The organism is Duganella paludis (assembly GCF_054461335.1).
On the sequence record NZ_CM136922.1, the window covers coordinates 4,154,813 to 4,167,197 of the forward strand.

The 12,385-nt window shown below is 62.4% G+C and carries 11 protein-coding genes; 5 read left to right on the top strand and 6 right to left on the bottom strand.

Going from position 1 to position 12,385, the window contains the following annotated elements; all coding sequences use genetic code 11:
• Positions 1-8: 8 nt before the first annotated feature.
• The 5 genes from ACXZ1M_RS18435 to nhaR form a co-directional block, all read right to left on the bottom strand.
• Entirely contained in the window at positions 9-1,346 is a 1,338-nt protein-coding gene (locus tag ACXZ1M_RS18435; RefSeq protein ID WP_459049098.1) for a hemolysin family protein, read from the bottom strand.
• Positions 1,347-1,469: 123 nt separating this feature from the next.
• Positions 1,470-2,297: a hypothetical protein gene (locus tag ACXZ1M_RS18440; protein ID WP_459049099.1), complete on the bottom strand. Its 828-nt coding sequence runs from the start codon at positions 2,295-2,297 to the stop codon at positions 1,470-1,472.
• Entirely contained in the window at positions 2,294-3,628 is a 1,335-nt protein-coding gene (locus ACXZ1M_RS18445; RefSeq protein ID WP_459049100.1) for a hypothetical protein, read from the bottom strand. Before ACXZ1M_RS18445 ends, ACXZ1M_RS18440 begins: the two co-directional genes overlap by 4 nt.
• A gap of 12 nt (positions 3,629-3,640) precedes the next feature.
• The gene (locus ACXZ1M_RS18450; protein WP_459049101.1) at positions 3,641-5,215 is read right to left on the bottom strand and encodes an OmpA family protein; all 1,575 of its coding nucleotides are present in this window, start codon (positions 5,213-5,215) and stop codon (positions 3,641-3,643) included.
• 97 nt (positions 5,216-5,312) lie between these two features.
• Positions 5,313-6,230 (bottom strand): transcriptional activator NhaR, encoded by a 918-nt coding sequence (gene nhaR / locus ACXZ1M_RS18455; protein ID WP_459049102.1) that lies wholly within the window; start codon positions 6,228-6,230, stop codon positions 5,313-5,315.
• A gap of 102 nt (positions 6,231-6,332) precedes the next feature.
• On the opposite strand from nhaR, the gene ACXZ1M_RS18460 reads away from it, so the two are divergent.
• From ACXZ1M_RS18460 to ACXZ1M_RS18475, 4 genes are all read left to right on the top strand, one after another.
• Positions 6,333-7,382: a DUF475 domain-containing protein gene (locus ACXZ1M_RS18460; protein ID WP_459049103.1), complete on the top strand. Its 1,050-nt coding sequence runs from the start codon at positions 6,333-6,335 to the stop codon at positions 7,380-7,382.
• Positions 7,383-7,473: 91 nt separating this feature from the next.
• The gene (locus tag ACXZ1M_RS18465) at positions 7,474-8,049 is read left to right on the top strand and encodes a TerD family protein (RefSeq protein ID WP_459049104.1); all 576 of its coding nucleotides are present in this window, start codon (positions 7,474-7,476) and stop codon (positions 8,047-8,049) included.
• 24 nt (positions 8,050-8,073) lie between these two features.
• Positions 8,074-8,772, top strand: a complete 699-nt coding sequence (locus tag ACXZ1M_RS18470; RefSeq protein ID WP_459049105.1) for a TIGR00266 family protein — start codon at positions 8,074-8,076, stop codon at positions 8,770-8,772.
• A 15-nt stretch (positions 8,773-8,787) separates the two neighbouring features.
• The gene (locus tag ACXZ1M_RS18475) at positions 8,788-9,369 is read left to right on the top strand and encodes a TerD family protein (RefSeq protein WP_459049106.1); all 582 of its coding nucleotides are present in this window, start codon (positions 8,788-8,790) and stop codon (positions 9,367-9,369) included.
• A 60-nt stretch (positions 9,370-9,429) separates the two neighbouring features.
• Here the strand turns inward: ACXZ1M_RS18475 and ACXZ1M_RS18480 are convergent, their stop codons facing one another.
• On the bottom strand, positions 9,430-10,749 hold the full coding sequence (locus ACXZ1M_RS18480; RefSeq protein WP_459049107.1) for a porin: 1,320 nt from the start codon (positions 10,747-10,749) through the stop codon (positions 9,430-9,432).
• 216 nt (positions 10,750-10,965) lie between these two features.
• On the opposite strand from ACXZ1M_RS18480, the gene ACXZ1M_RS18485 reads away from it, so the two are divergent.
• The gene (locus ACXZ1M_RS18485; protein ID WP_459049108.1) at positions 10,966-12,384 is read left to right on the top strand and encodes an MFS transporter; all 1,419 of its coding nucleotides are present in this window, start codon (positions 10,966-10,968) and stop codon (positions 12,382-12,384) included.
• The last annotated feature ends 1 nt before the right edge of the window (position 12,385 follow it).

The following is a 12,385-nucleotide window of genomic DNA, read 5'->3' on the forward strand; positions in this document are numbered from 1 at the left end:
GGCGCCGGTCAGTCCTGGTCGGCGTTGTCCTCGGTGTCGTCCCTCGGGATCACCTTGACCAGCAGGATGCGCGGACCGTTCATTTTCTTGGCGACGATATCGAATCCGCGGAAACTGATGCGTTGTCCCTGTTTCGGGATATCGCCGAGTTTCAGCATAATCAGGCCGCCTACCGATTCTACCTCTTCCAGGCCGAGTTCTTCGTTTTCTATATCGATGCCCAGCGTGCGTTCGAGCGAGAAGATGGGCAGGCTGGCCTTGCCGATCAGGGTGCCGTCCGGCTGCTTGAGCCAGTCGTTCTCGTTGAGGCGGAATTCGTCGTGGATTTCGCCGACCATGGCGCCGAGCAGGTTGTCGAGCGTGATGAAGCCGACCGGACGCTTGCCTTTTTCGCCGATCAGCGCGAAGTGCGGGGCGCCGTCGCGGAAGCGGCGGAACTGGTCCAGCGCGGCGGTGCGCGAGGAAATCGTCTCCACCGGGCGCAGGAAGGGCGCCAGGTCGTTGATCGGCTTGCCGGATTGCATGGCGAAGAACAAATCCTTCAGGTGCACCACGCCGAGCACGGTTTCGCCGTCCTTGTCGTAATACGGATAGCGGCTGAAGCGGTTGCGCAGCATGGTGTCGAGGTTGTCGCTGAGCGAGCGCGCCGCGTGCAGGCTGATCACTTCGTTGATCGGGCGCATCAGGTCCGACACCGACAGGTCGCTGAAATCCAGCGAGTGGGCCAGGATGTTGCGCTCGTCCTCGTTGAATTTCTCGCCGGGCTGGCTGGTGCGCAGGATCAGCTTCAGTTCATCGACCGAATAGTGGCTGTCGTGGCCGCCTTTGCCGGTCAAGCCCGCCAGGCCCAGCACCATGTTGGCGCTGGCGTTGAGCACATAGATGAAGGGGAACATGGCCCAGTAAAAGCCATACAGGGGCAGGGCCGCCCACAGGCCGACGGCCTCGGGCATGCGGATCGCCAGCGACTTCGGCGCCAGCTCGCCGACCACGATGTGCAGGAAAGAAATCACGCCGAAGGCGAACACGAAGGCGATGCCGTGCACCAGTTCGGGCGAGGTGATGCCGACGAAGGTCAGCACCGGTTCCAGCAGGCTGGCGAAAGCCGGCTCGCCGACCCAGCCCAAACCGAGCGAGGCGAGGGTGATGCCTAATTGGCAAGCCGACAGATAAGCGTCGAGTTCGCCGTGCACTTTGCCGAGGATGCGGCCCTTGAGTCCCTGCGTCTTGGCGATTGCGCGGACCCGCGTTTTTCGCAGTGTGACGATGCCGAATTCGGCCGCCACGAAGAAACCGTTAAGCGCGACCAGGAACAGGGCGAGCACGACAAGCAGGAAGTTTTGCATAGGGGCCGAGCGGCAATTTACGTAGTTGAAACCTCCATCTTAAACGAGTCGGCGCTGCTGCACTGCAAATGTGTCGAAACGGCAGCGTTATGTGTCTCGCCCCAGGGGCGTTTATGCGCCGAATCAGCGCATTGGATTGAGGAGTGCCGGCTGGCCGAATTCCACCAGTCGCGCATTGGATTGATGGAAATATTCGGCCCAGAACGCCTGAAGCGACTGCATCGTTTTAGGATCGCGATAGTTGTTGCCTTTGCTTTCATTCGGCAGCAGGCCGGCGCCGATGACATAGACACGCGCGCCGCCGAAATCGGCCAGCAGGTGATTGTCTTGGACAACGCGCAGTTCTCTGGCCGCTGAGATGTTGCGTACGGTCCTGCCTTGCTGGGCGTAAAAATTTGCTACTGAAGAATTCTCCAGCATGTCCGACACCACCAGCACCACTTTATCGGGCGCCGCCGACTGTCTGATAATGCTGGAAACCGCTTTCAGGCTGGCATAGATGTCAGACTTGGCGATATGGCTGCTGGTGCCTTGATAGGCTGCGCGCAGTGCTTGGTCGGCCGCTTGCGCGGCTTGCTGCGGCTGGCGCTTCTGGCACAAGTCCAGCTTGGCCAGCACAGGCTTGGCGATATCGTTGCGCAGTTCGTCGGGCAATCGTGCATCAAGTTTTCCGGAGGAAAGAATATCGGTGTAGTGCCCCTGTGTGTAAGCGGAGAACACGGCGATATTGAAGCGGTTGCCGGCCACCAGGAATGGTTTGATGTTGTTGGCCACCGCCTGTTGGAGCGCGGGGTTAAGCGGAGTGGTCTGGTCGATGATGATCAGCAGTTCGCGCGCTGTCGGTTGGAACGCCGGCAGTTGCTTGTCCTGGCAGCCGGTGACGGCCGCCGTATTGGCTGCCAGCGCAGTGCAGGCGCAACATAGTTGCAGCAGCAGGGGACTCCACTTCACAGCGAGTCCTCCAGCTTGGCCTGCCTGTCGTCTCCCATGGCCCGCAGTTGCGCCATGATGGCGGCGGCGTGCTGGCGTTCCTGCTGGCGTTCGGCCAGGTCGGCAATGCGGGTCTCCTGCACATAGTCGCGGAATGTTTTGCTCAGGTGCTTGCCGGCGGTGCCAACGTTGCTGTTGTTCTGCATGATGCGCTGCTGGAGCACGGCCAGCCGCGATTGCGCCGTATCGGCCACCCGCCGATAGGCTTCGCGCACGGCGGCGTAGCTGGAATAGCGGCCGCTACCGATGTCGCGGTAGGCTTCCGCGCTGTTCTCGCCGGCAAAGCCCCAACGGTAGCCGAAGATCACGCCCAGCAACTGCAGGACGACGAAAACGAAGGCAAGGATAATGAAGGTAGCCCAGCCGCCGTGACGGTCGATATCCGCCTCGTCGGCCAGAACTTTTTTGTCGGCGCTGTGGTCCGAGGCCACATCGGCATCGGGCAGGCGCAGGCTGGGCTTGCTCATGTCCATGCTGTCGGCGGCGTTCCGGCTGCCGCTGTCGATCTGCTGACTGGCCAGTGTCACGCGCGCCACCAGTTCTTTTTCCAGCACCTGGCCGCGCACATACGTTGCGGCGCCGGCGATCAGTAGCACGATAATCAGGGTGGAAATCGACACCACATAGGTCGCATGCGCGCCGACGCGATTGCACAGCTGGGTGTAAGGCCGCTCGCCATCGTCGCTGTTCTGCGGACGCGCCAGCGGGATGGTACCGGTAGTTAGCTTGTGCTCGTGTTTTTCGGGGATCCATTCGCGGCGCGCGTTCCTGATGCGGCCGGACTTGTACAGCTCATGGCCGGCAAAATGGGTGAACGCAACCAGGATCACCGAAATCAGGAAGGCGATGCCGTAGGCGCCCATCTGTTGCAGATTTTCGCTGGCGCCGGGAATCGTGTAGCCCGCCAGCACATAGGAAAAGCCCAGCGCCTCGACAAACACCATCGACACCGTCAGCAGCCAGATCCAGCCCGGCGTGTTGCGGCGGCCATTGTCGCCGGCTTTGGTCAGGTAGGTGATCTTTTCGTTGAAGTCATGCTCGTCCTGAAGGTGGACGAAGTTCTTGTATTCCTGGCATAGGGTGCGCTCGCCGTTGAACCAGCCGGGATGGGCGATATCTTCGCTGGCGTCGCGCGACAGGCTGGCGATGCGCCCGATCAGCGGGAAGTTGACCCAGGTGTTGAACCACCACCACTTCAGTTGTTGCCACAAGGCCGCAACAACGAGCAGCGCAAGCATGACGCTGACGATACTCCAGGCCAGCGCCGGAGAAGTGGAAATGAATTCCTTCATGTGCACACCTCGTTATTTTTGATGGATGCCGGGTTTGAAGTCGGCCGACATCAGCCGCGCGTTGCGCCAGTACACCAGGCTGCCTTTCTTGGCGACAGTGCCGCCATCGGTACTGAACACCACATCGACGCAGGACAGGCCGCCTCTGCCGTTCAGGAACAAGCGGTACAGCAAGCCTTTGTTGCCGAGGTAGGTGTTGACTTCCGGCGTGACGGACAGCGCCGGCATGGCGGTGGCGCCGCGCGCCGGGTCGTAGCTGGTGTAGACCTTGAATTCCGGGAGGTTGGCGGCGGCGCCTTCGCCGGCCAGTACCGCGACCTTGTTGAGCACGACCAGGTGGCCGTTGACCTGGTCGGCCCAGGTCTTGCCGTACAGGCCGGGCAGGTGTTCGCTAGTGCGGTAGGTTTTGCCGTCCGCCAGCGCCTTGACCCCATGTGCCGCGCGCGGACGGTCGCGCGAACAATCGGCGACGATCGGCGGCTCGTCGGCATACGCGCTGTTGATCAGAGAGAAGACAGAGCGCTTCTTCGCCACCAGTGGACCGATATCGGCAGTGCCTGCGACAAGCAGGGGACTGCCGCCGAAGTCGATGCCGTTCGCCGGGGACGGGGCGCTTGCCGGCGCCGATGGCCTGGGAGTGGGCGCCTGCGCTTCGCCGGGACGATAGAACTCGTAGCGAGGCTTGCGGTCGGCCAGGAACCGGTTGAAGGCATCGGCATTGGCCACTTCGACAATTTCCACCCGACGATTCTGCGTGCGGCCTTCTTCAGTGCTGTTGTCCGCGATCGGATAAGCCTCGCCTGCGCCCTGGAAATAAAGGGACTCTTGCGGGATGCCGCGGTTTTTCATGTAGTCGGCAACAGCACGGGCACGGCGTTCCGCCAGGTCGGCATTGAAGCGGGAAGGGCCGGTGTCGTCGGTATGACCAATCAGGAGGATTTTGCGTTTGCTGATCTGGGCAATGTATTCGGCCTTGGCTTTGGCATCATTGATATTGTTCGCCTGGACTCGCGAATTGTACGAATCGGCAATTGCGGCGAAATAGTGCTGAGCCTGTTCTGTCAATCGATCCGAATTGCTTTCGAAATGGCCGCCGCGTCCGGGCCGGTCGCGAATTTCCACCACCATGCCTACTGCGGTTTTCTGGATCTCGACAGCCTTCGGGTTATTTTTCAAGCTGCTGTCGGCAATCACTTCGCCGGTCGCGCTGACTGTCGAGGTTTGTAAATGCAGATCGTATTGCCTGGCGATCTTCCACAAGGCGCAGCGGCGGTCGTCCATGTCTTTGCCGATCAGTCCGCCGATGGTGGCGCCCGCCATTGCCCCCACAATGCGGGCGCGGTCCGAATGCTTGACTTGATTGGCCAGGATGGCGCCGGCGATCGCGCCGGTAACGATGCCGATGTTGCGGGCGTTGTCGGAGCACGGATCTTGGCTGGCGAACGTTTGCTTGAACGAGGGCTGGCCGCTGCGCGGGTCGGTGGCGCAAGCACCTATGAACGCGGTGCACACGGCCACCGTCAAGAACTTGAGGGCGAACCGTGCGGGCTGACGTCCCGCAGTAGGCTGGGTGTGCGCTGCTTTCAAGGGAGTCTCGCAGGAGATAATTGAACTTAAAGCAAGGTAAGTTCATTCTAGGCGAGCTGTTTCTCCTGGCGTTGCGCTAGCGCAGAGTAAGCGGCGATTAATCGTGCGTTGTCGCGGAGAAGGGGCCGCTGTGGACGGCTGCGAAGATGGCTTCAATTGCCGGGTGCCTGATTTTTCGCTCGTTCGAAATCGCATAGAATTGCTCGCGCAGCTCGGGCGCATGGCCCACCAGGACGGCGCTTAGTTGATCGTGGATGTCCTGTTCCAGCGCGGATGGCGCGAAAAACAGTCCCAGCCCGTTGCGGCCGAAGGTGTTGAGCATGGCGTTGTCCTCGAATTCGCCGACGATCTCCGGCCGCACCTTGTGTTGCACCAGCCAGGCGTCGATGCGGCCGCGTAGGGCATTGTTGCGGGTGGGCACCAGCAGGGGGGCGCCGTGCAGGCTTTGCGGGAAGTTGCGCTTGTATTTGCGCGCCAGGCGCGGCACGCCGAACAGTTTCATGTCGCTTTCACCCAGCAGGTGGCTGAATACCTTGAGGCTGCCACCGGCGCGCACCGTGCGGTCGGTCAGCACCACGTCCAGCTTGCCCAGCGCCAAGTCGGCCAACAGGTTTTCAAATTCGTCCTCCATGCAGACCAGTCGCACCCGCGTTGCCATCTGCTGCGTCGCCTGCAGCAGTCGGAACGCGATCAGCTTGGGCAGCGAGTCCGAAATGCCGACCGCCAGGCGCATCTTGTCGGTCTCCGCTTCCTCCAGCGCGTCCTGCAACTGGTCGCCCAGCAGGAAGATCTGCTCGCAATAGCTGAGCGCCAACTTGCCCGCTTCGGTCGGCACCAGGCGCCGTCCCTGCGGCTCCAGCAGCTGCTTGCCGATCGATTGTTCCAGCGACGCCAGCTGCATGCTGATGGTCTGCACCGCCAGGCCGAGACGCTCGGCCGCGCGCGTGACGCCGCCTTCCTTGGCCACCATCCAGAAGAAATACAAGTGCCTGAAATTCAATCCGCTGTTTTTCATTGTTCTGTTTTATCGAAGTAATACTTCAATTATCTTCTATTTTTCAAAGTGTCGAAATTCTTTACACTGCGTTCCATCGATTGATAACCACGAGAGAAAAAAATGAAACACTTCAGGATTTCATTCCTCATCAGTTTTATCTGCCTGGGCTTGGCAGGCTGGTGGGGATACGAGTTGGGGGGATGGGGCGGCGCGCTGTCGGCCTTTGGTGTGGCGCTGATTCTGGCCGCCATGGAAGTGTCGCTGTCCTTCGATAACGCGGTGGTGAACGCCTCCGTGCTGAAGACCTGGGACGAGTACTGGCAGAAGCTGTTCCTCGGCGTCGGCATCATCATCGCGGTGTTCGGCATGCGCCTGGTGTTCCCGCTGGTGATCGTGGCCGTGGCCGCCGATCTGAGCATCGCCGAGGTGTGGACGCTGGCGCTGAACGATCCGAAGACGTATTCGACCCACCTGACCAACCACCACGCGGAAGTGGCGGCATTCGGCGGCATGTTCCTGCTGCTGGTGTTCCTGAACTTCCTGCTGGATGCGGAGAAGGAAACGCACTGGCTCGGTAACTTCGAGAAGAAACTGGGCTCGCTGGGCAAGATGTCCTCGGTCTCGGTGATGATTTCGATCGCCGTGTTGCTCGGCTGTATGGGCCTGGTGCAAGAAGGCCAGAAGCTGGTGGTGCTGATTTCCGGCCTGTGGGGCATCCTGATCTACGTCGGTGTCGACGGCATCAGCAGCCTGCTGGAGAAGGAAGAAGAAGGCGGCGGCAACGTCGGCGACATGGTCAAGAAGGGCGGTATCGGCGGTTTCCTGTACCTGGAAGTGCTCGACGCTTCGTTCAGCTTCGACGGCGTGATCGGCGCGTTCGCGATCACCACCGACGTCGTGATCATCATGCTGGGCCTGGCGATCGGCGCGATGTTCGTGCGTTCGATGACGATTTACCTGGTGAAGAAAGGCACGCTGGATCAGTTCCTGTACCTGGAGCACGGCGCCCACTACGCGATCGGTATCCTGGCCGCGATCATGTTGGCGAGCATGAAGTTCCATGTGCCCGAGATCTTCACCGGCCTGATCGGCGTGGCCTTCATCGGCGCCTCGGTGTGGTCCTCGGTGCGGCACCGCCGCCAGCAGGCAGCACTGGCCGTGCCTGCATAAAGGTTTCAAGAATTCGGCGGGCCGTTTTATACGGACACGGCCCGCCGCCTGGTAGTACCCCAAGTCCGGTTTTCATTTAAGGAGCATCAAAATGGCAATCAGTCTGCAAAAAGGCGGCAACGTCAACCTGAGCAAAGAAGCACCCGGCCTGACCAAGATCGTGGTCGGCCTGGGCTGGGACGCCCGCACCACCGACGGCACCCCGTTCGATCTGGACGGCTCCGGCTTCCTGTTGAAAGTGGACGGCAAAGTGCGCAACGACAGCGACTTCATCTTCTACAACAACCTGAAATCGACCGACCAGTCGGTGGTCCACTCGGGTGACAACCGCACCGGCGACGGCGCCGGCGACGACGAAACCGTCACCATCGACCTGACCAAGGTGCCGGCCGATGTCGAGCGCATCGCCATCTGCGCCACCATCCACGAGGGCGACGCCCGCCGCCAGAACTTCGGCATGGTGCAGAAGGCTTACATCCGCACCGTCAACGCCGGCAGCAACACCGAGATCGCCCGCTACGACCTGTCGGAAGACAGCTCGACCGAGTCGGCCATGATCTTCGGCGAGGTGTATCGCAACGGCGGCGATTGGAAGTTCAAGGCCGTCGGCCAGGGCTTCAAGGGCGGCCTCGGTCCACTGGCCGGCTCGTTCGGCGTAGGCGTTTAATTCACACGGAAAGGACTCGACATCATGCCTGTATTTACGATCACCGGTGACTTCGACCCATTCCTGCATGTCTCGATGCGGCAGGGTGAAAAAATCTACTGCGAATCGAACGCGATGGTGATGATGGAAGCGGCGCTCGACCTCAAGGGCAAGATGACCGGCGGCATCGGCGCGGCGCTGATGCGGCGCTTTGCCAACGGCGAGTCCTTGTTCCAGCAGCACATCGAGGCGGTGCGCGGCGACGGCGATTGCCTGCTGGCGCCAACCCTGCCCGGTGCGCTGCAGATCCTCGACGTCGGCCAGCGCCAGTACATGCTGAGCGACGGCTGCTTCGTGGCCGCCACGTCCGGCGTCGAGCTCAAGGTGCGCACGCAGAGCGTCGGCAATGCGCTGTTCGCCCAGAGCGGCGGCTTCTTCATCACCGAAACCAACGGTGTGGGCCAGGTCGCGGTCTCCGGCTTCGGCGGAGTCCATGAACTGGAGGTGGAGCCGGGCCGCGACGTCATTATCGACAACGCGCACGTGGTGGCTTGGGATAGCGGTTTGCGCTATGAAATCTCGGTCACCACGGGCGGCAGCGGCGGGTTCCTCAGCAATCTGGTGAACAGCCAGACCAGCGGCGAGGGCATGGTGCTGCGCTTTTCGGGCAAGGGCAAGATTTTGATCTGCTCGCGCAACAGCGCCTCGCTGCAATCGTGGCTGATGCGTCAGCCCGCACAATAAATTTTAGGAGCAACTATGTCAGTCAATTTAAGCAAGGGCCAGAAGATCTCTCTGGAGAAGGAAGCCGGCGGCGCGCTTGGGCGCGTGACCATGGGCCTCGGTTGGGACGCCATCAAGAGCAAGGGCTTCCTCGGCTTCGGTTCCAAGTCGGAAGCGGTCGACCTGGACGCCTCGTGCGTGATGTTCGACGAAGGCCACCGTCCGGTGGACGTGATCTTCTTCCGTCAGCTGAAAAGCAAGGACGGCAGCGTGGTCCACAGCGGCGACAACCGCACCGGCGCCGGCGATGGCGACGATGAACAGATCAACGTCGATCTGAACGCCGTGCCGTCGACTATCAAGAGTTTGGTGTTCACGGTGAACAGCTTCACCGGCCAGACTTTCGCGCAGGTGGAGAATGCGTATTGCCGTTTGCTGGACGCCAGCAATGGCAAGGAAGTGGCGCGTTTCAACCTGTCGGTTCAAGGCCCGCACTCGGCGCAGATCATGGCCAAGCTGTATCGCCATAACGGCGAGTGGAAGATGCATGCGATCGGCGAGAACGGCAATGGCCGTACCTTCGACGACCTGCTGCCGCAGATCGCCACGCACCTGTAATATTTTTTAGCTGTAGTCTTTTAGCGGAGCACTGTACCGGCAGTGCTCCGCTTTTTTTGGTCAGAAGGCGTGACGCAGACCGAGGCTGAACATGGTGGTGCGGGCGTCGATGTTCTGGCCTGCGCCCGAGAACAGCGGCACTTCCTGCGTACCCAGCGGGATCAGGATGGCGCCAGGACCGCCAGCCAGCGGCAGCGGGGTGGCGCTGCTGACGACGACGTTGCCGCGCTTGTCCTTGATGCCGCCGAAGCGCGTGTAGAACGCGGTGCGCTTGGAGAAGTTGTAGTCCAGGCCCAGCATCAGGCCATTGTCCTTGCCGCGCGTGTAGTTGGTGAAGCGGGTGTTGAGAAACACTGCGGTCAGGTCGACGGCGCCGATCGGATGCTTGAGGGTCGCGGTCCAGGTGCGCACTTCAGGATCGGTATTGCCGCGCAGCGAGAACTGGGCGTTGTGGCCGGCCACCGCCAGCGAAGTGCCGACGCCTGGGATGGTGTACTTGACCGCCGCCATGAAGGAGGTGAAGCGCTCGCCGAAGAACAGTGGCACCAGGGTGGTGCCAGACACCACGCCGATCGGCACGTTGTCGAAGTTGTTGCGGTGGTAGGACGCCAGCGCGACCAGCGAATCGGTGCGGTAGGCAACCATGGCGCCGGTGGTCTTGCCGCGGCCGCTGGCGGTTTCGGCGCCGGCGGTCAGGCCGCCGACGATCTGGCCGGTGCTGCCGGTCGCCACCGGGGTCGACGAGGTGGCCACCGAGCGCGCCGCGCTGATGCCGCTGCCGATGCCGGAGTTGGTGGCGTAGGACGCGATCGCGGTCCATGGACCTTGCTTGATGGCGTAGCTGATCTGGTTGTCCTGCCAGGTTTGCACGGTGTTGACCACCAGGCCGGCGCCGAACAGGTCGGTGCTGCCCAGGGCTTCCGGCGTCACCAGGTAGTAGGAGATCAGCATCGGGCTGGCTTGACGGCCCAGTTTGACTTCGCCCACCGGCGTGGTCAGGCCGACGTAAGCCTGGCGGCCGAACAGGCGGCCGTCGTTGGCGAGGCCGCCGTTGTCGAGAGTGATGCCGCCTTCCAGCACGAACAGGCCGCGATAGCCGCCGCCCAGGTCTTCCACGCCACGGAAGCCGATATTGCTCTGGCGGGTGTGCGAAGGGCTGAGGCGGGTGGTCACGGTCGCCGGCGCGGCCAAGCGGTTCGGCACCGGAGTAGCACCACTGACGCCGAACACGGTGCCTTGCACATTGCCCTCGCTTTTATCGACGCGGTCGACGCCGACGTCCAGGGTGCCGTAAATGGTGACCGAGGATTGGGCGGCGGCGTGGCCCGAAAGCATGGCGAGCGCGGACAGGCAGGCTGCGTAGGCGGCAGTTCTCTTCATATTGGTGTCTCCGTTAATGTTGTGGTTGTTGTAGTTTTTAATTTCTAGTACGACTCTATAGCAGAGTGAAGAAATTGGCACGAGTGTTCGCATATTCCGTGGCAGGAAATACACACTTGCAATCTTGCAGCAACGCACGCGAATAAATAGTCAGCGTGCGGAAATCCGGCCCTTGGGGCAGAATGGCGCGACAGTTCAACGCGGCAAGGATGATGTATGCAGGGCAGCGCACAGTCGCCGGTCAACAGCAAGTGGCTCGCCCTGCTGGTGGCGGGCGCTTTTTTCATGGAGAACCTGGACGGCACGGTGATCACCACGGCGCTGCCGGACATCGCTCACTCGTTCGGCGTGGCGCCGCTGGCGCTGAACATCGGCGTCAGCGCCTATCTGCTGACGCTGGGCGTGTTCATTCCGATCAGCGGCTGGGTGGCCGAGCGTTACGGCACGCGCCGCGTGTTTGCGGCGGCGCTGGCGATCTTCACGCTGGCCTCGGTGCTGTGCGGGATGGCCGACAGCGTGGCCGAGTTCGTCGGGCTGCGCGTGCTGCAGGGCGCGGGTGGCGCCATGATGGTGCCGGTCGGCCGCCTGCTGGTGCTGAACAACACGCCCAAGGAAAAGCTGATCGCGGTGATCGCCACGCTGACCTGGCCGGCGCTGGTGGCGCCGGTGCTGGGACCGCCGGTGGGCGGCTTCATCGCCAGCCATGCCTCGTGGCGCTGGATCTTCTATCTGAACCTGCCGCTGGGCGTGATCGCGCTGGCGCTGGCCTGGTGGCTGGTGCCCGACCAGCGCGCCGCCACGCCGCGCCGCTTCGACTGGCCCGGCTTCCTGCTGAGCGGCAGCGCCGTGTTCCTGCTGACCTGGGGCGCGGAAACCATCGGCGGTGCGCAGCCCGACTGGCGTGAGGCGGGCGCCTGCCTGGTCGCCGGCGCCTTGCTGCTGGTGGCGCTGCGCCGGCATTTGCGGCGCGCGGCGGCGCCGCTGATCGACCTGTCGTCGTTTGCCATTCCAACGTTTGCCATCACCATCGTCGGCGGTTCGCTGTTCCGCATGGCCATCGGCGCCGTGCCCTTCCTGCTGCCGCTGATGTTCCAGCTCGGCTTCGGGCTGGACGCCTTCCATTCCGGGCTGCTGGTGATCGCCGTATTCGCCGGCAACCTGATGATGAAGCCGGCCACCACGCCCATCCTGCGCCGCTTCGGCTTCAAGCCGGTGATCCTGGTGAACGGCATCGCCAACGTGGCGGCGCTGGCCGCCTGCGCGCTGCTGACGCCGGCCACGCCGGTGTGGCTGATCGCGGCCGTGCTGTTCGTCGGCGGCCTGACGCGCTCCATGCAGTTCAGCGCGCTCAACACCATCGCCTTTGCCGACGTGCCGCAGCAGCGCATGGCGGCGGCCAACACCTTGTTCAGCACCGCCTTCCAGGTGGCGCTCGGCCTCGGCGTGGCGCTGGGCGCGAGCGGCGTGCGGCTGGGGCAGTGGGGCGCGCAGCAGCTGGGCATCTCGCACTGGGCGGCCATCGACTACCGGTTGGCCTTCCTGCTGGTGGCCCTGGTCAGCCTGCTCGGATTGGCCGATGCGTTGCGTCTTGACAGCAAAGCTGGCGAGCAAGTTGCAAGGGGCGCGGCCCAGTAAG